Here is a 26056-nt window from a genome sequence, read left to right on the forward strand (position 1 = left end):
GGTGCCCAGAATGGGTCGACTCAAGCTTTGCCCAATGGCGGCATCAGGCCGGACGTACCACCTTCATCACTGGCTTCAGGCTCTGCTTGCCCTGTGGGTCATGGTGGTCCCCGCCGCAGCCGCGCAGGCCTGGCCCTGGGGAGCAGACGGTTCAGGCGATGGAGATCGCTCTGCGGAGATCATCAGTGTCTCTTCACCTTCTGGGCGACTTCAGGAAGTCAGTCCTCCTGGCTCTGTTCAGCAACTGCAAGCAGCTCTCAGCAGCCATACCCCCCGACTTGAACTGATCAGCCCCTCGGATGGAACTCTGCTGAAAACCGGTGAGGTGCAACTCACGTTGCGGATCCAGGATTGGCCGCTGGCCGAGGATCCACAACTGGGCCTTGGAGCCCATGTGGCCCTGCAGATCGACGACGATCCACCACTGCGTTTCGCGCACGCCGACGACGATCGACTGCAGATCACGCTTCCCGGTCTCCGCCCGGGGAGTCATCGATTTACGGCCTACGCCGCCATGCCCTGGGGTGAAGCCGTGAAATCTCAGGGGGCCAGCCTCCAGTGGCGACTGGATGTTCTGCAGCGGCTCCGAGGAACGCAGCCGGATCAGGATGCTCCCTGGATTGTCGTGGTCAGTCCCTCAGATCTCAGCAGCAGTGAGCCTTTGCTGATCGACTGGCTGATCTGGAATGCCCCGCTGCAGAACCTGCGGGAGGGGGATGGCCGCTGGAGGCTGAGAATCAGCGTGAATGGCGACAGCTTTCTTGTCGACCGCCAGGAGGCCTTGTGGCTGAAAGCTTCAGGCACAGGAAACGGCAGTGTGCAGATGGAACTGCTGGATGGTCTTGGCGATCCCATCACTCCTGTCTTCAACAATCAGTTACGAGCCACTACAACACGTTCAGGCGTCCGCCCGATCTGGATGCAGTCAAAGCTGAGCGATGAGCAGATGGCACGTCTGCTCGGCGTCGCCGTTCCTGAAAGAGAAGAGCCACCAGAGAGAGTCGCACCACCGCCGCAGAGTGAGCTCAATCCTGACTCTGAAACCGAAACTGACTCCGCAACTGGGAAGTCCCTCCAAGACGATCCCTCAGCACCGATCCATTCACCGGAAGCACCGACCACTGAAGAATCAACCATGGAGAAACAATCCATGGATCCACGCCCAGAGCAGAACGACTCCTCGCCTCCGGCCATCACAGCCGACGATGAGCTGAAGGTGCTGTCTGATCAGTCAGCTGCCGACAAGGATGAATCGATGGAGGCCGGCAAAGCCGACAAGGCTGTTCCCGAACGAAGTATCAGGACGGCGGAACCGACAGGTGAGGCAGAGAAACTGCGGATCACCAGCAGCCTGGGAGGATCAGCCAGGGAGCTGGTGAACGAGGATGGCACCCAGCGCTGATTCACTGAGGCCGCTAGCCCTGGATGCTGTCAACACCATCTCCATCCAACCGGTGGGAGCCTCACTCGCACTGGGCCTGTCGGTGAGTGCCTGGCCCCTGCTTCAGCAGCTGCGCCAGGCAGGCCAGGCTGATCGAATAGGGATGACACCCAGGGCGGCCGCAGCACTGCAAACCCTTCCCAGCAACTTGTTGGTCGCACCGGCTTCGCAGCTTCTGACTGAACAGTGGCTGAGTGGTGGACCCACGATCGTGATCGGAGCCATGGGTGCCGTCACACGACTGATCGCACCATTGTTAAGCGACAAGCAAAGCGATCCTGCCGTGGTGGTGATGGATGCACACGGTCGGAACATCGTGCCCCTGATTGGTGGTCATGCGGCAGGAGCGGAAGAGCTGGCCCATGCACTGGCTGCAGCACTGGGCGGGCAGGTGTTGCTGACCGGGGATGCAGCAAGCCAGGAGCGACTGGCTCTCGACGGCTTCGGAGAAGCCTGGGGATGGGTGCGTGGCGGCACGCCGGAAGCATGGCAAGAGCTCATGTTCTCCCAGGCCTCTGGACAACGCCTCAATGTTGTTCAGCAAACAGGAACGGACCTCTGGCGGAGCAGTGCCGCTGGTCAGAATCTCGGCGTTACCGCTGACTCCGAGCACGGGCTTGCCCTTGACATCGGTCCACGCTGCGACGGGGCTCCCTGTCGCTGGCACCCAGCCACGCTCTGGATCGGCATCGGTTGCGAACGCTTGAGCAGCCTTGCGCTGATTCAACGAGCAGTGGATCGTTCTCTTCAGTCCGCAGGACTGGCCAGGGAGGCCGTGGCAGGCATCAGCAGCATTGAGGCCAAGAGTGACGAGCCGGCCCTGCGGCAGTTCTGTGAGCATCGAAGCTGGCCACTGCGACTGTTCAGCGCCCCTGCCCTCGCCGATGTTGCCGTGCCCACGCCCTCTGAGGTGGTGAAGGCGGAGATGGGCACAGCATCCGTTGCGGAAGCCTCCGCTCTTCTGGCATCAGGAGACGGAGCACAGCTGTTGCGAACCAAACGGATCTTCCATGCCGAAGGCAGCGAGCAGGGTGCAGTGACGGTGGCGATCGCAGAGGCTGCCCATCCCTTGGCACCCAGCAGAGGAGAGCTGCATCTGGTGGGAAGCGGGCCAGGCTCACTGCAATTGCTCACTGCCGACGCCCGCACGGCGCTCAGCCATTGCGTTCTCTGGGTGGGATACGGCCTTTACCTGGATCTGCTTGAACCGCTGCGTCGCTGCGATCAGGCCCGATTGGACGGACAACTCACCCGTGAACGGGATCGCTGCATGCAGGCACTGGATCTGGCCCGTCAGGGCGCCCGTGTGGCGCTGATCTCCTCAGGAGACTGCGGTATCTACGGCATGGCTGGGCTGGCGCTGGAGCTCTGGATGGACCTGCCTGAAACAGAGCGCCCTCGCTTCCAGGTGCACCCTGGCCTCTCCGCACTGCAGCTGGCTGCAGCCAGGGCAGGGGCACCACTGATGCACGACTTCTGCACGATCTCTCTCAGCGACCGGCTCACACCCTGGGACGTGATCGAACGACGCATCGAGGCAGCGGCCTCCGGCGACTTTGTGGTTGCGATTTACAACCCTCGCTCCAGGGAACGCGACTGGCAGCTGACAAGGGCCCAGGAGATTCTGCTTCGCGCACGTCCGGAGACCACTCCTGTGGTGATGGCTCGCCAGCTCGGACGCAACGACGAGCAGGTCAGTGTTCAAAGTCTCGGCAACCTGCGGCCTGATGACGTGGACATGCTTACGGTGTTGGTTATTGGAAACAGCAGCAGCCGCGTTCAGGACGGCCGCATGGTCACCCCCAGGGGTTATCCAGGTGCCGCTCTGAACTGATGACGAACAGGTGCAGTCGGGATGACAGGATTCGAACCTGCGGCCCCTTCGTCCCGAACGAAGTGCGCTACCAAGCTGCGCCACATCCCGATGGCCCGACTGTAGAAGATGACCTCAGTTCTGAAACCTGACTGGTTGCGCGTCAAAGCCCCACAGCGGGAACGCATCGGAGCTGTCGCAGACCTGCTTCTTGACCTCAAGCTCAACACGGTCTGCCAGGAAGCAAGTTGCCCCAATATCGGTGAATGCTTCGCCGGGGGAACCGCCACGTTTCTGATCATGGGGCCCGGCTGCACGCGCGCCTGCCCTTATTGCGACATCGACTTCGACAAGAGCGTTCGAGCGCTGGACCCCACCGAACCGGAGCGTCTTGGTGAAGCGGTGTCGCGGCTGAAACTGAAGCATGTTGTGATCACCTCGGTGAACCGAGACGATCTGAGCGATGGAGGAGCAAGCCAGTTTGTTGCCTGCATCGAGCAGGTGAAACAACGCTCTCCATTCACCACAATCGAACTGCTGATCCCCGACCTTTGCGGCAACTGGGACGCACTGGAAACGGTGATGGACGCCGCACCTCACGTGCTGAACCACAACATCGAAACCGTTCCACGCCTTTACAGACGAGCCAGACCTCAGGGCAATTACGAACGCTCTCTGGAGCTGCTGAGACGGGTGCGGGATGGATGGCCCAGGTCCTACAGCAAATCAGGACTGATGGTGGGTCTCGGAGAAAACGATGCAGAGGTGATCGGAGTGTTGCGCGACTTGCGAGCCCACCGCGTCGACATTGTGACCATCGGCCAGTACCTCTCCCCCGGACCGAGGCACTTACCGGTGAACCGCTTTGTGACTCCTGAACAGTTCGAAAGTTATCGGCGCATTGGCGAAGAAGAGCTGGGTTGCCTGCAGGTGGTGAGCAGTCCACTGACGCGCAGCAGCTATCACGCCGGCGAAGTGCAGCGCCTGATGATCAGCCACCCACGCTGACGATCAGAGCTCATCCCCACCGATCTGGATCCATTGCTGCAACTGCCAGGTGACCAGGCCGGCCTGAAGCATCGGATCGGCCTGTACCCAGCGGTGAGCCTCTTCGAAGCTGCTGGCTTCGAAGAGCAACAGCCCGCCGCCCCCCGGCCGATGCTCATCATCCACCAGATAACCGCTGTGGATACGACGTCCGCGGTTGCACTGGGACATCACCCATTGGCGATGAGCTTCGAGGTGAGGCCGCTTCTGCTCAATGGTCAGGGCGGCCGTTTCCCGCGTGAAGGTTTCGGTCTTGATGAACCAGGGCACGGTGCGGAAGATCGATCAGGCGGCAACTGCCTGTTTATCGGCAAGCCCCATGGCAGCTCGTTCACTGGGAGGAACCAGAACCTTGAAACGGCTTCTAGCCGCAGACCAGTCAGATAGAAGAGCCGAGGCTTTCTCACTTCCGGTGGCCGCGACGTGCAGCTCAAGCAGACCCCTAAGCGTGGACTCCTGCTCAAATGTGGTGATGGGGCACACCTCCACGATCTCCGGGTTCACGCGTGGCGTGACACGGTCGCAGTCATCCAGGAGGAACGTGACGCCGCCGGTCATGCCAGCGCCCACATTGCGGCCAGTGCTGCCAAGCACCACCACAACCCCTCCAGTCATGTATTCACAGCAGTGGTCGCCGGCACCTTCAACCACCGTGCGGGCCCCGCTGTTGCGCACACCGAAACGCTCACCGGCGCGACCATGGGCGAACAGCTCACCACCAGTGGCTCCGTAAAGACAGGTGTTTCCGAGAATCACCTGCTCACCGGGGTTCGCGGTGGAATCCAATGGCACAAGCGAAATGCGACCGCTGTTCATGCCCTTGCCGACGTAGTCGTTGGCTTCCCCCTCCAGACGCACATTCATGCCCTGAACCAGAAAGGCCCCGAAGCTTTGACCAGCAGCGCCACGGAAGGTGAGATCGAGCTGACCTGAGAAGCCACGATTGCCGTAGCGCTGGGCAATCTCACCGGCCAGACGAGCGCAGACGCTCCGGTCGGTGTTGATGATCTCAACGGTGCGGCGAACGGATCGCTGACTCTCAATGGCCGCCATCAGCTCGGGGTCGGCCAGAAGTTGGTCTTCAAGAATCGGCCCATTGCCGTGGGCCTGGGAACTGTGAGTCAGCCATGAACGATCTTCAGAGCCACTGATCGGTGCCAGCAGACTGGAAAGATCCACACACTTGGTTTTGGCCAGCGCAACGCCTCTGGGCTTGAGGAGGTCGCTGCGACCAATGAGATCCTCCAGTCGTGCCACACCAAGCAGACTCATCAGCTGACGCACCTCTTCAGCGACGTACCAGAAAAAATTCACGACATGTTCAGGCACTCCGGTGAAGCGCTGACGCAGGTTCTCTTTCTGCGTCGCCACACCAACCGGACAGCTGTTGAGGTGACAGACACGCGCCATCACGCAGCCTTCAGCGATCATGGCGATTGAACCGAAGCCATATTCCTCAGCACCGAGCAGAGCAGCGATCACCACATCCCAGCCGGTCTTGAGGCCGCCATCGGCTCTGAGCAGAACTCTGTTGCGAAGACCATTCTCGAGCAGAGCGCGATGCACCTCTGTAAGGCCCAGTTCCCACGGCCCACCCGCATGCTTGATCGAACTCAGCGGGGAAGCACCTGTGCCTCCGTCATGGCCGGAGATCTGGATCACGTCCGCGTTGGCCTTGGCCACACCGGCAGCGATGGTGCCGATACCGATCTCGGCCACCAGTTTGACGCTGACCGGCGCCGCAGGATGCACTTGATGCAGGTCGTGGATCAGCTGTGCCAGATCTTCGATCGAATAGATGTCGTGATGAGGTGGCGGGGAAATCAAAGCCACACCAGGCTTGCTGTTGCGAAGCCAGGCGATGTACTTGTCCACTTTCGGACCGGGGAGCTGGCCGCCTTCTCCAGGCTTGGCACCCTGAGCCACCTTGATTTCCAGCTGTTTCCCGCTCCTGAGATATTCAGCCGTCACACCGAAGCGTCCTGAGGCGATCTGCTTGATCGCCGAGCAGGCGGTATCCCCGTTCTGAAGCCCGCCGATGCTGGGGAAAGCGACGGACCGGCCGTCGTCATCCACATCGCTCAGCACCTGGAAGCGAGCAGGATCTTCACCACCTTCGCCGCTGTTGCTCTTACCGCCGATCCGGTTCATGGCCACCGCCAGCACCTCGTGCGCTTCACGAGAAAGAGCTCCGAGGCTCATACCGCCGGTACAGAAACGGGTGCAGATGCTTTCCACGCTCTCCACCTGATCCAGAGGCAACGGTGTGGACGCGACCTTGAACTCCAGCAGGTCACGCAGCGCCATCACCGGACGGTTCTCCAGCAGGGTCTTGTACGTGGAGAAATGGTCATAGCCAGGACCCTGGGCCAGGGCCTTGTGCAAGGCCTTGGAAAGTTCAGGGTTATTGCGGTGATACTCCGCACCGTTGCGGTACTGAACGAAACCCATGAACTCAAGCTTGCTTCGGTTCAGCTCAGGGAAGGCCTTGGCATGCATCGAGAGTGTTTCGTTCGCCAGTTCCGCGAGGGTCATGCCGGCAACCCGACTGGTGGTGCCGCTGAAAGCGGTCTCGATTACATCGGCACCCAGCCCGATCGCCTCGAAAATCTGCGCCCCGTGATAACTGGCCAGAAGCGAAATGCCGATCTTGGACAAAATTTTTCTGAGGCCGTTTTCCAGTGAGACACGCACATTGGCCTGAACCTGATCAGCACTGAGATCAGGAAGCTTTCCCTGCTCAATTCGTTTTCTGGTTTTGGGGTGGTGGAGCCAGTGGCGTGTGGTCTCCCAGGTCAACCACGGACAGACGGCACTGGCGCCGTAGCCGATCAGGCAGGCCATGTGATGGGTGCTCCAGCACTGAGCGGTGTCCACCACAAGAGAACAGCGCAGTCTCAACTTGCGGCGCAGCAGATGGTGGTGGACGGAGCCAACAGCGAGGAGTGCCGGCATCGCCACTGTGGTGGCCGTCAGTGGTGTGGGCTCAGCGTTGGCATCGACGCGGTCGGAGAGCACCAGAACCTGAACCCCATCTTCTACGGCTTGCTCAGCTGCCTGGCACAGGGCATCAAGAACAGCCTGAAATCCTCCGGTGCAGGATTCAACCGCCACCTGGGTTGACAGGAACTGAACCGGAAGACCTTGCTGGCTGATTGCTTCCAGCTCGGCCTCATTGAGAACGGGGGTATCGAGATGAATCACCGAAGCAGCTTCCGCCTGAGGTTTCAAGGCCGGACGCCGCTCACCGAGATGCATCTCCAGACTCATCACCAGTTGTTCCCGCAGAGGATCGATCGGTGGATTCGTGACCTGAGCGAAACGCTGCTTGAAATAGTCGTAAAGCAGGTGGGGCTTGTCCGAGAGCACCGCCAGTGGGATGTCATCCCCCATGCAGAAGGTGGGCTCCTTCCCAAGCGAGGCCATGTCGCCGATGATCAGGTCAAAGTCCTCAGCGGTGAAGCCCATGGCGGTCTGCAGTCTCAGCAGGTCGAGTTCACCGACCTGCTGAGACTGGGTCCAGGGTTGCGGACGCACATCGCGGCGGTGTTGTTCCAGCCAGTCGCCGTAGGGGAAACGTCCAGCGGCGTCTTCCTTGACCAACCAGTTGTCAAGGAGCTGACCGGTCTGGAGATCGACCGCCAGCATCTGACCTGGACCGAGCCGACCTTTCTGGACCACGGTCTTGCCGCTGAGATCGACCACACCGGTCTCGGATCCCATGATCACGAAGCCATCCTCTGTGGAGCACCAGCGAGCTGGACGCAGGCCGTTGCGATCCAGGGTTGCTCCAACACGCTTGCCGTCAGCGAAGACCAGCAGAGCCGGACCGTCCCAGGGCTCCTGGATGCCGGCATTGAATTCATACATGGCCGTCACATCAGGTCGGCTGTCGAGGTCCGGCTGATTGCGGAATGCTTCAGGGACCAGGGTGATCAGGCTGTCGGTGACGGAGCGACCGCTGCGCACCATCAGCTCAAGGGTGGCGTCGAGGTTGGCTGAATCGCTGAAAGCGGGATTCACCACGGGGTTGAGGTCATCCGCGGCTTCTCCCCAGACACCAGCAAGGCTGGCTTCAGAGGCCTTCGCCCAGTTGAGATTGCCCAGCAGGGTGTTGATTTCACCGTTATGCCCCAGCAACCGCATCGGCTGGGCCAGGGGCCAGCGGGGAAGGGTGTTTGTGCTGAAGCGCCGGTGATACACCGCAAAGCTCACTTCAAAGCGGGGATCCCGCAGATCGGCGTAGTACCGAGCGAGCACCTCCGATCGCACCATGCCCTTGTAGACGACGGTTCGGCTGCTGAGTGACGCCACATAGAAATCGAGTGAGCCCTCAAACCCCCACGCTTCCCTGGCCCTTGCGCCAACACGGCGCCGCAGACGCAGGAGAAGTGCCTCGAAGGCATCACCCTCAGCATCCCCCTTGACCAACCACTGTTCAACGACTGGGGCCGTTTCACGGGCAAGTGGTCCAAGCACTGCTGCATCGACAGGCACCTCTCGCCAACCGCCGAACTGCAGACCAAGTGCAACGGCCTCTGCTTCAAAAAACTTGCGAGCCTGCTGGCGACGTTCAGCATCCGTGGGCAGAAACATCATGCCCAACCCTTTGGCATCAGCGGCTTCCGGCCAAATCGCCCGGAGATAGGTCCATGGAATTTCACATAAAACACCTGCTCCGTCTCCGGAGTCGGAGTCTCCCCCACAGCCACCGCGGTGTTCCATGCAACCGAGGCCACGCAGAGCCTGCTTCAGCACCCAATGACTGGGATGGCCCTGCAACTGCGCAAGAAATCCCACTCCACAGGCGTCCTTCTCACCGGCCACCGCCTGGGGCGCAGCGCTGTCGCTGTAAGGCCAGGAGGAGCCGGTGAGGTGATTCATGACCTGGATAAGAGTCGGGCTGAACCCGTTCTGGATGCAACATCCATCACGGGGCAAATTCGATCCTAAGGATCGGCCACCCCGGCTAGCGTCTGCTGATGTTGATGTTGTCTCCCCCTCCAGTCCCGGTTGCCGAAGTGCGCGCAGCCGACCGGATGACCGGCAGCAAAATGAAGGTTGGAGGTCTTGCATCCAAGGGGACTTGGCAGTGGGTCGGAAACGACCATCGCTCGCCTGTCCAGCTCTGGATTCCTCTGGATGTGCTGATCGGTCGCCTCGGCTTCCAGCGGGTTAGCGGTGAAGGAGGGGAAGCACTGGAATGGTTCGGTCGACGCGTCCCTCTGCAAAAGCTTGCCAAGCGTTCTCTCGACGATGAAGTGGCGATTGACGCAGTCCCTTGGTTTAGTCAACTGAATGTGGTTACCAGCCATCGACAGGGTGTTCTGTCGATCTCACTGAAAGCACCCCGTGTTCAGAAGCTGCGTCAGGGCCGAGGCAGCACTGCTGGGCGGTTGGTCCTCGATCTCAGCGGACCCGCGCTGGTGCAACGGCAGAACGACGACTTGTTGCTCGGGGTTTCAATCACGGCCGCCCAGGACACCAAATTGCGCGCAATCGGCCTGAAGACCAAACGAGAAAGGCAGGGTGTGCGGCTCAAAGGGAGTGCCGATCGTCCGACGCTCACCCTTGCAACTCCCTGGCGGATTGTGATCGATGGATTGAGCAGCTCTCGCATCGCCAGTGCTGCCTCGGGCAACGCATTGCAGTCGGCTCTACTCAATCCCGAGATCCAGGCGGCAAGCCGCAACGGACTTTTGCTGGAGACCCGCACGATTCGTGTGGGGGTGAAACCGTTGAGGATTTACAGGGCAGGTGTGCCCTTCAACAGCGAATCGCTTGCACTGCGACCACTCGCCTCTCAAGGTGCTCAGACCGGGATTCGATTTCTCAGTCAGCTGGCGCAGCCTGAACAGGCACTGTTGGCCGTTAATGGGGGATTCTTCAATCGGGTACGCCAGCTGCCCCTGGGTGCCCTGCGTGTCGATGGGACCTGGCTTTCAGGACCGATTCTCAACAGGGGGGCGATCGGCTGGACAGCAGGGAGCAGGCCTCTGTTCAATCGTCTGCGCCTCGACCAGTCCATGCAGGTCAACGGAGGACGTCGCTGGGGGCTGGGATTTCTCAACAGCGGCTATGTGCAGCGCGGGTTGAGTCGCTACACAAGAGCATGGGGGCCGGCCTACAGGGCCCTAAGCGGCGAGGAGAAGGCCATCACGGTGAAGGATGGCCTCACGATCGACAAGCACGATCGCGCCGAATTGAATCGCGGAGTTTCTCTGAAACCCGGCGCTTCGCTGATTGTTTCCCGGGCTGGAGCACCGCTTCCCGCACAGCCCGGTGATCGGATCAGCATCAGCCTGAGGCCATCCAGTCCAGTCGGAGAGCAACCGCAGGTGCTGGCAGGTGGCCCACTCCTGCTGAAAGACGGGCAGGTAGTGCTGAAGGGGCGTCAGGAAGGTTTCAGTGCGGGCTTCCTGTCCCTTTCCGCACCACGAACGGTCGTCTCCCAGGACCGCAGTCACGTGTGGCTGATGACACTCGAGGGCAGCTCAGGCAGTGATCCAACGCTGCTGGAAACGACTTTGGCACTCCGGCAGATGGGAATGCTCGATGCCCTCAATCTCGATGGTGGAAGCTCGACAACACTGCTTGCCGCCAATCGAACCGTGATGACCGGACGCGGCGTGACGCCCAGGGTTCAGAACGGTCTCGGGCTGGTTCGGCGCTGAGCGACGGCTGGCACACTGGATTCCCCTGAACATCGTTCCATGGGCGCCACTTTGCAAATTACTGCTAATGCAGCTGCCGAACTGGGGCGGCAGGCCGCTGTTGCAGGCACTCCGGGAATGATGCATCTTGATCTAACCGAAGGGCACTGTGAGAGCAACGTCATTCGCCTGCAGCCAGGCCGACTGAATGGAACCCCCGCTGCAAGAGCAGAGGGAGTGACCCTGCATGTTCCCGATACCCAGCACCAGTTGCTGGAGGGGCTGACACTCGACTACCGAAGTGACATCAGTGGTGGAGGCTTTCTGATCCTGAGCAACGATGCAGTGCGTTGCTGCGCCTGCGGCAGTGCCTTCAGCCGCCTTTGACGGGACTGGCAGGTCGAACCGGTATTGTGATGAATTGTCGAACAGGTCGGATCTCCGGCCGCTACGCGACCGTCGATGCCAACCATTCAGCAACTGATCCGGACCGAGCGCCAGAGCTCTAAGGCGAAAACCAAATCGCCCGCTCTGAAAGCCTGCCCAGAACGACGTGGTGTTTGCACCCGTGTTTACACGTCCACACCCAAGAAGCCCAATTCGGCTTTGCGCAAAGTGGCCCGCGTACGCCTCACCTCCGGATTCGAAGTCACCGCCTACATCGGCGGCATCGGCCACAACCTGCAGGAGCACTCGGTTGTGCTGATCCGGGGCGGTCGCGTCAAGGACCTCCCAGGAGTGCGTTATCACATCATTCGCGGAACTCTTGACACTGCAGGTGTCAAGGACCGCCGCCAGTCCCGTTCCAAGTACGGCGCCAAGTCTCCGAAGGAATGATGGCCAACGATCCATCTTCAGGATCGTGACCTCCATCGCCTTCACCCTTCTCCGTTCCTTTCCCTTTTGACAGTCCATGTCACGCCGTAACGCCGCCGTCAAGCGCCCGGTCCTCCCAGATCCGCAGTTCAACAATCGACTCGCCACCATGCTCGTGGCCAGGTTGATGAAGCATGGAAAGAAGTCGACGGCACAGAGAATCTTGTCCGATGCCTTCAGCCTGATCGGCGACCGCACCGGTGGGGATCCGATCGAACTGTTTGAGACGGCCGTGAAAAATGCGACCCCTCTCGTTGAGGTACGTGCCCGACGCGTCGGGGGTGCCACCTATCAGGTTCCTATGGAAGTGCGCCAGGAGCGGGGTACGGCCATGGCCCTTCGCTGGCTTGTGAGCTTCTCCCGCGCTCGTAACGGTCGCAGCATGGCTCAGAAGCTTGCCGGCGAGCTGATGGATGCGGCCAATGAAGCCGGCAGCGCTGTTCGCAAGCGCGAAGAAACCCACAAGATGGCGGAAGCCAACAAGGCTTTCGCCCACTACCGCTACTGATCCCCTCCCCGCTCTGAAGCCTCGTTTGCTCAGGGCGGACCTGTAGGATCTCACCCGCCTTTTTACGCCCCACCCCGGAGTTTCCTGTGGCTCGCGCCTTTCCCCTGGAACGCGTCAGAAATATCGGTATCGCTGCCCACATTGATGCGGGCAAAACCACCACGACAGAACGGATTCTGTTCTATTCAGGCGTGGTTCACAAAATCGGTGAAGTGCACGACGGTGCAGCTGTAACCGATTGGATGGCCCAGGAGCGCGAGCGGGGCATCACTATCACGGCTGCGGCAATTTCCACCAGTTGGAAAGACCACAGGATCAACATCATTGATACACCTGGTCACGTTGACTTCACCATCGAGGTGGAGCGCTCAATGCGTGTGCTGGATGGAGTGATCGCTGTGTTCTGCGCCGTCGGCGGTGTCCAGCCTCAATCAGAAACCGTCTGGCGTCAGGCTGACCGCTATTCAGTGCCGCGGATGGTGTTCGTCAACAAGATGGACCGCACGGGCGCCGACTTCCTCAAGGTCCATGGCCAGATCAAGGACCGCCTCAAAGCGAATGCCGTTCCGATTCAGCTGCCGATCGGAGCTGAAGGAGAACTGAGCGGAATTATCGACCTTGTGGCCAATCAGGCTCACATCTACAAAGACGATCTCGGCCAGAACATCGAAGTCACCGACGTACCGGCTGACATGAAGGATCAGGTGGATGAGTGGCGCAATGTCCTGATGGAAACCGTTGCAGAGAACGATGAAACTCTGATCGAAAAGTTCCTGGAAACCGGTGAACTATCACTGGATGAACTCAAAAACGGCATCCGCGAAGGTGTTCTGAAGCATGGCCTTGTGCCTGTGCTCTGCGGTTCCGCCTTCAAGAACAAGGGTGTGCAACTCGTTCTCGACGCTGTCGTCGACTATCTTCCCGCACCTGTGGATGTTCCTCCAATCCAGGGAGTCTTGCCCGACGGCAAGGAGGCTGTTCGTCCCTCCGACGACAAAGCTCCCTTCAGTGCTCTGGCCTTCAAGGTGATGGCTGACCCCTATGGCAAGCTCACTTTTGTGCGGATGTACTCCGGCGTTCTCGAGAAGGGAAGCTACGTCCTCAACTCAACGAAGGACAGCAAAGAGCGCATTTCCAGACTCGTGGTGCTGAAGGCAGACGACCGCGAAGAAGTCGATGCACTGCGTGCCGGTGATCTGGGTGCTGTGCTCGGCCTGAAGAACACAACCACAGGGGACACCCTCTGTTCCGTTGAAGATCCGATTGTTCTGGAGACCCTGTTCGTTCCGGAACCGGTGATTTCCGTTGCGGTCGAACCCAAGACGAAGGGTGATATGGAGAAGCTTTCCAAAGCGCTGGTTGCGTTGGCAGAGGAAGACCCCACCTTCAGAGTCAGGACTGATTCAGAGACTGGCCAGACCGTGATCGCGGGCATGGGAGAGCTGCATTTGGAGATCCTGGTCGACCGGATGCTGCGCGAATTCAAAGTTGAAGCCAATATCGGTGCGCCTCAGGTCTCCTACCGCGAAACCATCCGTGCGGCATCGCGAGGCGAAGGCAAGTTCTCTCGTCAGACCGGTGGTAAGGGTCAGTACGGCCACGTTGTGATCGAAATGGAGCCGGGTGAACCCGAATCCGGTTTTGAATTCGTCAACAAAATCGTTGGCGGTGTCGTTCCCAAGGAATTCATCAAGCCCTCCGAAATGGGCATGAAGGAGACCTGTGAGTCCGGCGTGATTGCCGGGTTCCCGATGATCGACGTGAAAGTCACCATGGTCGACGGTTCGTATCACGATGTGGACTCGTCGGAAATGGCCTTCAAAATTGCCGGCTCAATGGCCTTCAAGGATGCGGTCAAGAAGTGCAATCCAGTGCTGCTTGAGCCGATGATGAAGGTCGAGGTCGAGGTCCCCGAGGATTTCCTCGGCTCGATCATCGGCGACCTGTCCTCCCGCAGGGGGCAGGTCGAAGGTCAGGCAATTGACGATGGCACGTCAAAAGTCTCGGCCAAGGTGCCCCTGGCCGAGATGTTCGGCTACGCCACCGAGCTCCGATCCATGACCCAGGGTCGGGGTATTTTCTCGATGGAATTCAGCCACTATGAGGATGTTCCTCGCAACGTGGCCGAGGCCATCATCTCCAAGAATCAGGGCAATTCCTGATCTCTACCCCCTTTTAATTTCACCCCCGATTCTTTAACAAAATGGCACGCGAGAAGTTCGAAAGGAACAAGCCCCACGTCAACATCGGCACCATCGGCCACGTTGACCACGGCAAAACAACCCTCACTGCCGCGATCACCAATGTGCTCGCCAAAAAGGGACAGGCGCAGGTTCAGGATTACGCCGATATCGACGGAGCTCCAGAGGAGCGTGAGCGCGGCATCACCATCAACACCGCACACGTCGAATACGAGACTGATTCCCGTCACTACGCCCACGTTGATTGCCCTGGCCACGCTGATTATGTGAAAAACATGATCACCGGAGCCGCTCAGATGGACGGTGCCATTCTCGTTTGTGCCGCCACCGACGGCCCCATGGCCCAGACCAAGGAACACATCTTGCTGGCCAAGCAGGTGGGCGTGCCCGCGCTGGTGGTTGCTCTGAACAAGTGCGACATGGTCGATGACGAAGAGATCATCGAACTGGTGGAGATGGAAATCCGCGAATTGCTCTCCAGCTACGACTTCCCAGGCGACGACATTCCTGTGGTCCAGGTCTCCGGACTGAAAGCCATCGAAGGTGAAGCTGAGTGGGAAGCCAAAATCGAGGAGCTGATGGCAGCTGTCGATGCCAACATCCCCGAGCCGGAGCGCGAAGTCGACAAGCCCTTCTTGATGGCTGTTGAGGATGTCTTCTCCATCACCGGACGTGGCACCGTGGCAACAGGCCGCATCGAGCGCGGCGTCGTCAAGGTTGGCGAAGAAGTCGAAATCGTCGGCATCAGAGAGCCTCGGAAAACCACCGTCACCGGGGTGGAAATGTTCCGCAAGCTGCTCGATGAGGGGATGGCTGGCGACAACGTGGGTCTGCTGCTTCGTGGCATTCAGAAGGAAGACATCGAGCGGGGAATGGTGCTCGTGAAGCCTGGCTCGATCACTCCTCACACCAAGTTCGAAGGTCAGGTTTATGTTCTCAAAAAAGAAGAAGGTGGTCGCCACACGCCGTTCTTCGCCGGCTACCGCCCGCAGTTCTATATCCGAACCACGGACGTGACCGGTCAGATCACCGCCTTCACTGCGGAAGACGGCAGCAACGTGGAAATGGTGATGCCCGGAGACAACATCCAGATGACTGGCGAATTGATCTGCCCAGTCGCCATGGAAATGGGGATGCGCTTTGCCATCCGTGAAGGTGGTCGCACCATTGGTGCCGGCGTGGTCTCCAAGATCATCGAGTGATCCACCGGGGATGATCAGAAGGATGGTCTGACCGATGTCAGGCCATCCCTTACCATTCCAGAATGATTTGAACGTTTCCAGGACACGTTCAACCAGCACCTCGACAATCCACCTCTCGTGATCTCCTCAGGAGATTTCTTCGCGCTTCATGTCCACTGCAATTGCCCAGCAGAAGATCCGCATCCGCTTGAAAGCGTTTGACCGCCGCATGCTGGATCTGTCCTGCGACAAGATCATTGAAACCGCAGATAACACAGCAGCCACCGCCATCGGTCCCATTCCTCTTCCGACCAAGCGCAAGATCTACTGCGTGCTCCGCTCCCCCCACGTGGACAAGGATTCACGGGAACACTTCGAAACCCGTACTCATCGCCGCATCATCGATATCTATGGTCCTTCGGCCAAAACGATTGACGCCCTGATGAAGCTCGATCTTCCCAGTGGCGTGGATATCGAGGTCAAACTCTGAGCCCAGCACAGTCATTCGGTCAGCTGCCTAGGATTCCATTTCTCAGAGTTTCAATGCGTGGCTGACCTGTCCGTCAGGGAACTTCCCCTCTTTCCTCTGCCGGATGTTGTTCTGTTCCCGAGCGACGTACTACCTCTGCACATTTTCGAGTCGCGTTACCGGATGATGTTGCAGAGCGTGCTCGAAAGCGATCGTCGCTTCGGCGTTGTGCGTTGGGACCCCCGCAGCCAAAGCATGGCATCCATTGGCTGTTGTGCCGAGGTCATCCAACATCAGACAGGTGATGACGGGCGCAGCAACATCGTGACGCTCGGACAGCAGCGCTTCAGAGTGCTGAATGTGACCCGTGAAACACCTTTTCGCAGCGCCATGGTGAGCTGGATTGAAGATGAGCCTGAAAGCGATCTCGATCAGCTCCACTCCCTCAGTGAATCAGTCACCAAAGCACTCAGAGATGTCGTGGAGCTGACAGGCAAGCTCACTGATGCACCCACCGCACTGCCCGACGATCTGCCGGATCTTCCTCGCGAGCTTTCGTTCTGGATCGGAGCTCACCTAGGGGGCCCAGTGGCCGATCAGCAGCAGGAGCTGCTGGAGCTCACCAATACCCGCTCCAGGCTCGAACAGGAGTTCGAGATGCTCGATGAAACGCGTCGGCAGCTGGCAGCACGCACGGTGCTGCGCGACACCCTCTCCTCCGCAGACTCCGGCAACGGTTGATGTCTCTCTCGACTTTTCTGGCTCCGGCCGTGATCGGCCTTGTAGCCGCTGCTGGGGCGTATGCGCTCTGGACCCGACGCAGCAGGACTTATCACTCCAGTGAAAGCGTCGCCTCCGCCTATGACGCCTGGACCGACGATCGGCTGCTGGAGACCCTCTGGGGTGAACACGTCCACCTCGGACACTACGGGGACCCTCCGATACGACGGGATTTCCGTCGCGCCAAAGCTGATTTCGTGCATGAGCTGGTGCACTGGAGCGGTTTGGATCGCCTGCCTCCGGGCTCGAGAGTGGTCGATGTGGGCTGCGGAATCGGCGGCAGCGCCAGGATTCTGGCCAGAGACTACGGCTTTGATGTTCTGGGTATCAGCATCAGTCCCGCACAGATCCAGAGAGCCACGGAACTAACGCCCGAAGGCCTGTCCTGCCGTTTTGAGGTGATGGACGCGCTGAATCTGAAGCTTGCTGATGCTGAATTTGACGGGGTCTGGAGTGTGGAAGCAGGCCCACACATGCCCGATAAGCAACGGTTCGCCGATGAGCTTCTACGGATTCTGAAACCGGGTGGATATCTGGCGGTTGCCGACTGGAACCGTCGCGATCCTCGCGACGGAGCTCTGGATGCACGCGAACGCTGGGTGATGCACCAGCTGCTAACCCAGTGGGCTCATCCAGAGTTCGCGAGCATTCCAGGATTCCGGCACAACCTCGAATGCAGCAGTCAGAGCAGGGGGTTGATCGACACAGGGGACTGGACCACAGAGACACTGCCGTCATGGAATGAATCGATCCTTGAAGGATTTCGCAGACCAGGAGCGGTACTCCGACTCGGTCCGCCAGCCCTGCTTCAGGGCCTGCGGGAAACACCCACAATGCTGTTGATGCGCTGGGCATTCGCCCGGGGAATGATGCAGTTCGGCGTGTTCCGACTTGCTTCTGATCAATTGAATGCCGAACTGGGATAAGCGCCGAAATCGGCCAGATGTTCACAAAGAGGGCTGAGAAGCGTCTGAAGTTTCGTCAGCACGACATCAGCTCCGGACGCCGGCAACTCCACATCCACGAAGAAGACGTACTCGCCAAGCTCCCGTTTCGACGGCCTCGACTCGATCCTGCTCATGTTCAGCCCCAGGCCCGAAATCGCCTGGAGCGCTTCAATCAGCGCTCCAGGGGCATTGCGATGCAGAGAGAACGCCAGGCTGGCGAGCTGACCATCCCTCAGCCGCTCTCCGCGTTGGAGCAGCAGGAAACGCGTCCTGTTACCCACGACATCATTCACAGGGAATGCCAGTTCCGCGAGACCCTGCAGTTCGCCAACGGACCGATCCGCAATCGCAGCTCTGAAACGGCTTCCTTTCACCATCCGAGCAGCTTCCGCAGTGGATGTGGTGGGCAACTGGAGCGCCTGCGGCAGATGGGTCGCCAACCAGACACTGCATTGCGCCAGTGCCTGAGGGTGAGACAGCACTTCAGTCACGCTCTCCATCGAACCACTGCTGAGCAGGGCGTGGCGGATCGGGAGCACCAAAGCACGTCGAATGCACAGATCGGGATGCGACCAGAGCGCATCGAGACTGGCCGTGACACCACCCTCCACCGAGTTCTCAACAGGCACCACGGCAGCCTCGCAGCGGCCTTCAGCCACATGGTCGACCACTGAACGCAGCCCGGTGCATGCCACCAACTCAGCATCAATGAGCTGTTCCAGTCGGATCATCTCTTTGGCGGCTCGTTCGCCATAGGTGCCCTTCGGCCCAAGAAACGCCATCCGAATCGGCATGGATCCAAGCACTTGCATCGATAGGATCATGCCGCGTCAGCACAAGGGGCATGACCCTTGCCTTCCGCGCCAGTCAGCATCTCGATCTGCCGGTCGCCAACCAGACCGGGCACCTGCGCAGCTACCTGCAACAGGAAGACCGGGTCATCAAAGCTCTTCTGGATGCACATCAGCTCGACAGAATCGGTCCGGGACGTTACCGATACACCGTCACAACGCTGCAGGTGTTTCAGCTCCAGGTCTGTCCTGTTGTTTCACTGAAGATCGAGCCTGGCGATGGAACGATCTCCATTCAGGCCACCGACGCCACACTGGAGGGACTTGGGCTTGTGGATGACTTCCAGCTGAGCCTGGAAGCGCTCCTGGAAGTGACCGATCAAGGCTTGCAGGGAGAAGCCAAACTGGGGGTGAATGTCAGTCAGCCACCGTTGCTGAAACTGATTCCCAGACGGGTGCTGGAAAGCACCGGCGAGTCGATCCTGAACGGCATCCTGATGACGATCAAAGGTCGGGTCGGGAGGCAGCTGGTGCGAGATTTTGAAGACTGGTCACTGCAGGCCTCAGCTGAAGAGACGACAGGTTCAGAACAGCCCTCAGACACCGGCAAACACCTTGGTGAGGAAGGAGTGGCGATGCATCGAAGTGGCACCTGATGCCAGCAGTGCCGCCCGATGTTGAGCGGTGCCGTATCCGGCATGGCGTTCAAGTGCATAGCCAGGGAAACGTTCTGCCAGGCGGCGGATCAAGGCATCGCGCGCTTGCTTTGCCAGCACGCTGGCAGCAGCGATTGAGGCTTCGCTGCTGTCACCACGCACGATCGTGCGCTGAGGGCCTGTCCACGGGCGCAGGGGAAGGACCCCATCCACAAGCACCAACTCTGGAACCTGCGGGAGTTTTTGAAGCGCACGGAGCATGGCGTATTCCGTCGCCACCCTGATCCCCTTCGCATCCACATCCCTCGCAGCCGCTTGGCCGAGAGCCCAGCTGGTGGCTCGAGCCTCAATTTCGGGAACCAGCGCAGCTCTGCGCTTGGGAGAAAGGGCTTTGCTGTCGGTCAGGCCGAGATCGGAGAGTTCATTCGCAGCGGCATCAGTGAGGCAGACCGCGGCGGCGAAGACAGGCCCGAACCAGCATCCACGGCCAACCTCATCGACTCCGGCAATCACTCGGCGGTCGCGGAAGAACGACGACGACGACGACCGGGGCGGGCCTCTTCAGCGGGCTTCTCTGGCTCGGCAACTACGGCTTCTGCAGGCTCAGGCGGCTGTGACGCAGATCGGGAAACTGTTTGTGATGATATCTGTACATCGTTGACGGGATTCGCCTCCAGTGGGGTGATCTCCACCAGCAGCGGTGAATCTTCAGTGGGTTCTGCTGCATGCACGGGTGAAGGCGCTGGAGAGGTAGATCCATTGCGAGCGCCACCTCGACCACCACGCGAGCCGCGGCGACGGCGGCGACCTGAACTGGCGGCGAGCTGCTGGCGTGCGTCTTCCAGAACAGATTCGGCATCTTCGCCAGGCCGCACCACCCTTACGAGCAGATTGTCACTCTCAGGAAGTGGATCCAGAAGAAGCACAGGATTCAGTCCCAGCCAACCAAAGACCCTTTCCTGGTCATCATCCATCGGCACAGCGACCAGTTCAGGATCCTGACGGCGGTTGGCGCCTGCGGGCTCGGTGGCATCCGATGTGGATTCACCGGCAACAGTCGCCTCCAGACTCGGATCCACCACCTTGTTCTCGGTGGATCCATTGACCCGTCCGCGGCCACCCCGTCGGCGGCGGCCGCCTCCTGAGTCAGCAGGTGCCACGACTTCCGCACGCGCCGCTGTGGCCGATCTCACCAGGCCCGTAGCGGCAGCTTGAGGCTGAGGCAGATCCTTACCAGGCAGAACTGCCTCGTAACCAGGTGAAACTCGACCGAACAACTCATAAATATTCTGGCCCTGACGCTTGCGCGTCATCTCAACCAAGCCGAGCTCGGTGAGCTGGGCGATCTGAGGGCGAGCCGTGTCATCGCGCATCGCCATCATGAAATGCTCCAGCAGCTGCAGCTGATCACGACGGGAATCCATGTCGATGAAGTCGACGACGATCACCCCCCCGATGTTGCGGAGCTTCAACTGCCGTCCAATCTCAACAGCGGCTTCGCAGTTGGTCCAGAGAACCGTCTCTCGCGCGTTGGCGGAACGCGTGAACGAGCCTGAGTTCACATCGATCACTGTGAGGGCCTCGGTGGGCTCGATGATCACGTAGCCGCCGGAGGGAAGATCGACCCGCGGTTTCAGAGCATCACGGATGGCCGCATTCACTTTGAAGTGCTCCAGCAGCTCGTCGGATTCGTTGTGTGCTTCCACCGAAACGTTTCCCCCTTCCTGGCCCAGGAAGCTGGTCACTCGATCAACGGCGGCGGCATCATCGAGCACAACACGGGCAAGATCAGGGCCGGTGTGGTCTCTGAGTATCCGATTGATGAAATCCTCATCCCGGTTAAGCAGAACCGGCGGTGAAGCGGTTTCAGCTGCTTTCTGAATCGCCTCCCACTGACGCATCAAAGACTCGAGATCGTCAATGAGCTGGTCTTCACCAACTCCCTCTGCTTCCGTGCGGACAAGCAGACCGGCACCAGGCGGTTTCACCAGCACCCCAAGGGCTCGGAGGCGATTGCGCTCACCTTCGGCACTGATGCGTCGGGAGATGTTCACACCCTGGCCGCTGGGCTGCAACACCAGGTAACGGCCTGGCAGAGCCAGATTGCCGGTGAGGCGAGGGCCCTTTGTTCCGGTGGGCTCTTTCATCACCTGAACGAGCACCTTCTGGCGCGGTTCGAGCAGCTCAGTGATCCCGGCGGCACCTTTTTTGAGGCGCAGCGGACCCAGGTCGCTCACATGGATGAAACCGTTTTTCTCACTCTCACCGATGTTCACAAAGGCGGCGTCAATTCCCGGAAGTACGTTTTCGACCGTTCCGAGGTAAACGTCGCCGATCTGGTAGCGGCCTTGCGCCACGATCAGCTCATCAACACGGTCATCGGTCAGAACCGCCGCGATGCGCAGCTGCTCGGCGATGACGATTTGCTGGGGCATAAACAGGAACTGACGTCGCCCGTCAGGGCAGAGACCGATCTGCGAGCCGCCGGGCTCGGGGATCGGGGGTGAATTGGAATTGCTTTGAGATGACCCTGGGGTCGGATGGAGCGGAGTGGAGCACTCCTACGGCCGATCCACAACAGCGAGGAGGCGCCGGCAGGAACGAGAGGCCTGGGCCTCCCGTTCCAAATCGTGATTGGGACAAGAAGACCGGGACGAATCCGTGACTGAAGCCTCTGGATTGAAGTCCTGAAGTGAATTTAGCACTGCACCAGAGTCAGCTCCTGCCGTCGAACACGCGAGAGCGACAAGTCGAACCCCAGATGATGCGAAAGCCAGAACTGCAACTGGGCAGGCTTGAGACTGCAACCCTGAGGATCAACAGCAGCGAGCAGCTCAAGCTCCGCCCCGGAAACGATGTCCCCCGGACAGGGCTCAGGCTTCTTCTGCAGACGAAGATCCAGGAGCAAGTCACGGACATCCCGGCGCCGCGGACGACCCTTTTTATCGGTGTCTTCCCAGATCAGTTCGTTCTGCGCAAGCAGAGCCGCGATGGCCTGCGACCAGTCGACGGATTCACTCTGCGACAGCAGCTCAGAGCCACTGAGAACAAAATGCCAGCGGCTGGTTCGCACTTGCTGAGCAAGGCTGGGAGAGGAAACGGCCACCTCTTGAGCCGTGATCAGGTGCAATCCAGGAGGCAAGGTCTGCTGCCACCGTTCCTTCACCATCAACGCGTCCACTGTCTCCACAAACTCCAGGTCCATCCACTCTCCATGCCCTTCCACTCCCAGGGGGAGAGCGAGCGCCAGCTGAAGTCGAGGCAGGGGATGAAATCCTCCTGTGAAGCTCACGGGCAGCTCGGTTCTGCGCAGTGCCCGCTCGAGAAGACGCACAAGATCCAGATGGCTGAGCAGCGCCATTGCACCGGTCTTGCTGAAACGAAAGCGCAGGCGACAGGCACGGAGACTCGGAGGCGCCTGCTGAGGTCTGGCCACAGGAACGTCCGGTGGCGCCACCACAACGTTGTGGCCCAGATCAGGGCCGCAGACACCGCAGCTGCTGCAGGCCTCAAAAGAACAGTCGGGAACCACGCTTGAGGCAAGGGCGTGTTGCAGATCCTTTGCAAGCCAGTCCTTGTCGATGCCGCTGTCGATGTGATCCCAGGGCAGGGGTTGCCGGCAAAAAGCTTCAAGATCATCACGATCGAGCGCCGACACCGCACTCCAGCCACCAAGCTCCATCTGCCGGTAACTCCCCTCAAGCCCGGCCTGGGCAATGGCCGTGGTCCATGCGTTGTAGGTGCGATCCAGGGCCTCGAACCAGGCATCCATACCAGCGCCAGAGCGCCAGGCCGCTTCAATCACAGACGCCAGCCGCCGGTCTCCTCGACCCACAAAATCCTCCATCGCCGATAGACGCACATCCGTGAAGTTGAAGCGCACACCTCGAAGGCGTCGACCTGCATCACGCAGAAGCTGCTGACGCCGCAGGAACTCGGTTGTGGACACGCTGTGCCACTGGAAGGGGGTGTGGGGCTTCGGTGTGAAGTTGCTGATGGTGGTGTTGAGGCTGAGTCGGCCCAGATCTCGGCAACATTCCTGAAGCATCCGGCAGGTTTCGGCGATGCCGAGCACATCGGCATCGGTCTCTCCCGGAAGACCGATCATGAAATAGAGCTTGACCTTGCGATACCCGTTCTGCATCGCAGTGCGGATGCCCTGCAGGAGGTCATCGTCTGTCAGCCCCTTGTTGACGATGTCACGCAGACGCTGAGTACCGGCTTCCGGAGCAAAAGTGAGCCCGGCCTTGCGTGCCCCTCCAAGAATGTGGGCGATGTTCTGATCGAAACGATCCACCCTCTGGCTGGGCAGTTGAAGCGTGACGTTGCGATCAGCCAGACGATTGCGCAGCTCCACGCCCACGGCAGGAAGCGCGAGATAGTCACTGCAGCTGAGCGACAGCAGTGAGAAATCGCTGTAGCCCGTCTTTCGCATACCTGTTTCAACCGCTTCGATCACGGCCTCGGGCTCCACATCTCGCGCCGGACGCGTGAGCATGCCCGGCTGGCAGAAACGGCAGCCACGTGTGCAGCCCCTGCGGATTTCCACGGTCAGACGGTCATGGACCGTTTCCACGTGTGGGACCAGACCCATCGCGTAATGGGGCATCGGCGTGGCGACCCGCCTCAGCACCCGTTCAGGCAGTCCTGGCATCTGCGGTTCAAGGCTCACTCCGTCCTGGCCAGTGGCATACAGAGATGGCACATAAACCCCTGGCACCAATGCCAGATCCAGTAACAGAGCCGAGCGCGTCAGGCCTGCCTGCTTGCCCTCGGCGAGCACCAGGCCGATCTCCGGCAACAGCTCCTCACCATCGCCTAGGGCAATGAAGTCGAAGAAGGCGGCATAGGGCTCTGGATTGCTGGTGGCCGTTGGTCCTCCGGCAAAAATCAGTGGCGGAGCCTGCGGGTCACTGAGCGGAAGGTCTCCGCGGTCTTCGGCACGGATCGGAACCCTGCAGAGATCCAACATTTCCAGAATGTTGGTGGCTCCCAGCTCGTAACTCAGGCTGAAACCAAGAATGTCGAAGGCGTTGAGGGGCCAGCGGCTCTCCACTCCGAACAGCGCCTGCTTTTGCTGCTTGAGTCGGTCAGCCAGATCGGCGGCAGGGAGATAGGCCCGATCACACGCCTGTCCAGGCAGTGCGTTGAGGATCGAATAGAGAATGATGTGCCCCAGATTGCTGGAACCCACCTCGTAAAGCTCGGGATAGGTGAGGGCCCAGCGAACCCGGGCACCATTCCAGTCTTTCGGCTCCACACCGAGCTCATGGCCCATGTAGCGAGCGGGCCTGTTGATGCCGGCGTCCACCAGCTCGTCAAACGCAACAGGAGCGGTGGGTGTATTCAACGCGACGGTCACGGTCTTACGACCCGACTTTCTTCATGTTATGTAGCAGGATGCCCGCAGAAATCAGTCTTTCTGTGGTTCAGGTCAACGGCAATTACCTCAAACTCAAAGCGGGATATCTGTTCCCGGAGATCGGACGCCGTGTGAAGACATTCGCTGCCGCCAACCCAGACGCAGCTTTGATTCGCCTTGGCATTGGCGACGTCACGGAACCGCTCCCCGAGGCCTGTCGCGAAGCGATGAAAACAGCCATCGATGAGATGGGCACCGCTGAAGGTTTTCATGGCTACGGCCCCGAACAGGGTTACGGCTGGCTGCGGGATGCCATCGCCAGGCACGACTTCCAGGCTCGCGGATGTGACATCAGCGCCGAGGAGATCTTCGTTTCAGACGGATCCAAGTGCGACAGCAGCAACATCCTGGATATCCTTGGAGCTGGGAACAAGATCGCCGTCACAGACCCTGTTTACCCGGTGTATGTGGACAGCAATGTGATGGCCGGTCGCACCGGTGAAGCCGGAGATGAAGGTCGCTATGCGGGTCTGACCTACCTGCCCATCAGTGCCGACAACAGTTTCGCGGCTGAGATCCCCAGCGAACCTGTGGATCTCATCTACCTGTGCTTCCCCAACAACCCGACAGGTGCCGTGGCCACGAAGGATCAGCTGAAACATTGGGTGGACTATGCCCGCGCCAACGGCTCTCTCATCCTGTTCGATGCCGCCTATGAGGCCTTCATCCAGGATCCCAGCCTTCCCCACTCGATCTTTGAGATCGAGGGAGCGCGTGACTGCGCCATCGAATTCCGTTCATTCTCCAAGAACGCCGGCTTCACAGGCACCCGCTGCGCGCTCACCGTTGTTCCCAAGGGACTCCGGGGCAAAACTGCAAATGGAGAATCCGTTGAACTCTGGGGCCTGTGGAACCGGCGCCAGAGCACCAAGTTCAATGGTGTGAGCTACATCATCCAGCGTGGGGCAGAAGCCGTCTACTCCGATGCCGGCCAGAAAGAAGTGAAGGACCTGGTGGCCTTCTATATGGAGAACGCCGCGATCATCCGCCGCGAACTGAGCACAGCGGGCCTCACTGTTTATGGAGGGGAGCACGCTCCCTATGTGTGGATCAAGACTCCCGAGGGCATGGATTCCTGGGGCTTCTTCGACCACCTGCTCAACAAGGCGAACGTGGTGGGGACTCCGGGAAGCGGCTTCGGCGCTGCCGGAGAGGGTTACTTCCGGATCTCGGCATTCAACAGTCGCAGCAACGTTGACACCGCGATGGCGCGGATCAAAGCCCTCTGAAATCATCCGCTGTGTGCGAAGTCCCTTTAAATTCCCTACATC

20 protein-coding genes and 1 tRNA gene are annotated in these 26056 nt (G+C 59.8%); 14 read left to right on the forward strand and 7 right to left on the reverse strand.

Going from position 1 to position 26056, the window contains the following annotated elements:
- Positions 1-10 precede the first annotated feature (10 nt).
- Positions 11-1402: a hypothetical protein gene (locus SIB83_RS05210; RefSeq protein WP_413746967.1), complete on the forward strand. Its 1392-nt coding sequence runs from the start codon at positions 11-13 to the stop codon at positions 1400-1402.
- Positions 1386-3275 carry a precorrin-3B C(17)-methyltransferase gene (cobJ, locus tag SIB83_RS05215; protein ID WP_413746968.1) on the forward strand — a complete coding sequence of 630 codons (1890 nt, stop codon included), beginning with the start codon at positions 1386-1388 and terminating at the stop codon, positions 3273-3275. Before SIB83_RS05210 ends, cobJ begins: the two co-directional genes overlap by 17 nt.
- A 16-nt stretch (positions 3276-3291) precedes the next feature.
- Here cobJ and SIB83_RS05220 read toward each other — a convergent pair.
- Positions 3292-3365 (reverse strand) — tRNA-Pro (locus tag SIB83_RS05220).
- Positions 3366-3383: 18 nt separating this feature from the next.
- On the opposite strand from SIB83_RS05220, the gene lipA reads away from it, so the two are divergent.
- Positions 3384-4262 carry a lipoyl synthase gene (gene lipA, locus SIB83_RS05225; protein ID WP_413746969.1) on the forward strand — a complete coding sequence of 293 codons (879 nt, stop codon included), beginning with the start codon at positions 3384-3386 and terminating at the stop codon, positions 4260-4262.
- Positions 4263-4265: 3 nt separating this feature from the next.
- Here the strand turns inward: lipA and SIB83_RS05230 are convergent, their stop codons facing one another.
- Both SIB83_RS05230 and gltB read right to left on the reverse strand, forming a co-directional pair.
- Positions 4266-4571 carry a YciI family protein gene (locus SIB83_RS05230; protein WP_413403957.1) on the reverse strand — a complete coding sequence of 102 codons (306 nt, stop codon included), beginning with the start codon at positions 4569-4571 and terminating at the stop codon, positions 4266-4268.
- 15 nt (positions 4572-4586) lie between these two features.
- A complete protein-coding gene (gene gltB, locus SIB83_RS05235; protein WP_413746970.1) occupies positions 4587-9185 on the reverse strand; it encodes a glutamate synthase large subunit in 4599 nt (1532 codons plus the stop codon).
- A gap of 104 nt (positions 9186-9289) precedes the next feature.
- On the opposite strand from gltB, the gene SIB83_RS05240 reads away from it, so the two are divergent.
- The 9 genes from SIB83_RS05240 (at position 9290) to SIB83_RS05280 (ending at position 17895) form a co-directional block, all read left to right on the forward strand.
- Complete coding sequence (locus tag SIB83_RS05240) at positions 9290-10975, forward strand: phosphodiester glycosidase family protein (protein WP_413439649.1); 1686 nt, start codon at positions 9290-9292, stop codon at positions 10973-10975.
- Positions 10976-11014: 39 nt separating this feature from the next.
- A complete protein-coding gene (locus SIB83_RS05245) occupies positions 11015-11341 on the forward strand; it encodes an AIR synthase (RefSeq protein ID WP_413403962.1) in 327 nt (108 codons plus the stop codon).
- A 75-nt stretch (positions 11342-11416) separates the two neighbouring features.
- A complete protein-coding gene (gene rpsL / locus SIB83_RS05250; RefSeq protein ID WP_066904579.1) occupies positions 11417-11791 on the forward strand; it encodes a 30S ribosomal protein S12 in 375 nt (124 codons plus the stop codon).
- Between the two features lie 76 nt (positions 11792-11867).
- Positions 11868-12338, forward strand: coding sequence for a 30S ribosomal protein S7 (gene rpsG, locus SIB83_RS05255; protein WP_066904590.1), 471 nt, complete (start codon positions 11868-11870; stop codon positions 12336-12338).
- Positions 12339-12424: 86 nt separating this feature from the next.
- Complete coding sequence (gene fusA, locus SIB83_RS05260; RefSeq protein WP_413403964.1) at positions 12425-14500, forward strand: elongation factor G; 2076 nt, start codon at positions 12425-12427, stop codon at positions 14498-14500.
- 41 nt (positions 14501-14541) lie between these two features.
- Positions 14542-15741: an elongation factor Tu gene (gene tuf, locus SIB83_RS05265; RefSeq protein ID WP_413403966.1), complete on the forward strand. Its 1200-nt coding sequence runs from the start codon at positions 14542-14544 to the stop codon at positions 15739-15741.
- 148 nt (positions 15742-15889) lie between these two features.
- Positions 15890-16210, forward strand: a complete 321-nt coding sequence (rpsJ, locus tag SIB83_RS05270; RefSeq protein ID WP_413403967.1) for a 30S ribosomal protein S10 — start codon at positions 15890-15892, stop codon at positions 16208-16210.
- Positions 16211-16267: 57 nt separating this feature from the next.
- On the forward strand, positions 16268-16930 hold the full coding sequence (locus SIB83_RS05275; protein ID WP_413403969.1) for an LON peptidase substrate-binding domain-containing protein: 663 nt from the start codon (positions 16268-16270) through the stop codon (positions 16928-16930).
- Positions 16930-17895, forward strand: a complete 966-nt coding sequence (locus SIB83_RS05280; protein WP_413746971.1) for a methyltransferase domain-containing protein — start codon at positions 16930-16932, stop codon at positions 17893-17895. Before SIB83_RS05275 ends, SIB83_RS05280 begins: the two co-directional genes overlap by 1 nt.
- Here SIB83_RS05280 and pheA read toward each other — a convergent pair.
- The gene (pheA, locus tag SIB83_RS05285) at positions 17871-18710 is read right to left on the reverse strand and encodes a prephenate dehydratase (protein ID WP_413403972.1); all 840 of its coding nucleotides are present in this window, start codon (positions 18708-18710) and stop codon (positions 17871-17873) included. The genes SIB83_RS05280 and pheA overlap by 25 nt on opposite strands.
- Positions 18711-18760: 50 nt before the next feature.
- On the opposite strand from pheA, the gene SIB83_RS05290 reads away from it, so the two are divergent.
- Positions 18761-19363, forward strand: coding sequence for a DUF1997 domain-containing protein (locus SIB83_RS05290; protein WP_413746972.1), 603 nt, complete (start codon positions 18761-18763; stop codon positions 19361-19363).
- Here the strand turns inward: SIB83_RS05290 and SIB83_RS05295 are convergent.
- The 3 genes from SIB83_RS05295 to SIB83_RS05305 all read right to left on the reverse strand — a co-directional run bounded on the left by SIB83_RS05295 (position 19304) and on the right by SIB83_RS05305 (position 24641).
- Entirely contained in the window at positions 19304-19876 is a 573-nt protein-coding gene (locus tag SIB83_RS05295; RefSeq protein ID WP_413403976.1) for a ribonuclease HII, read from the reverse strand. The genes SIB83_RS05290 and SIB83_RS05295 overlap by 60 nt on opposite strands.
- Complete coding sequence (locus tag SIB83_RS05300) at positions 19873-21798, reverse strand: Rne/Rng family ribonuclease (protein WP_413746973.1); 1926 nt, start codon at positions 21796-21798, stop codon at positions 19873-19875. Before SIB83_RS05300 ends, SIB83_RS05295 begins: the two co-directional genes overlap by 4 nt.
- Before the next feature lie 263 nt (positions 21799-22061).
- On the reverse strand, positions 22062-24641 hold the full coding sequence (locus SIB83_RS05305; RefSeq protein ID WP_413747294.1) for a TIGR03960 family B12-binding radical SAM protein: 2580 nt from the start codon (positions 24639-24641) through the stop codon (positions 22062-22064).
- A gap of 146 nt (positions 24642-24787) precedes the next feature.
- Between SIB83_RS05305 and SIB83_RS05310 the strand changes: the two genes are divergently transcribed.
- On the forward strand, positions 24788-26014 hold the full coding sequence (locus tag SIB83_RS05310; protein ID WP_413747295.1) for an LL-diaminopimelate aminotransferase: 1227 nt from the start codon (positions 24788-24790) through the stop codon (positions 26012-26014).
- Positions 26015-26056: the final 42 nt, after the last annotated feature.

The sequence above is a fragment of the Synechococcus sp. MIT S9507 genome (genome assembly GCF_047304715.1).
Classification (GTDB): Bacteria; Cyanobacteriota; Cyanobacteriia; order PCC-6307; family Cyanobiaceae; genus Synechococcus_C.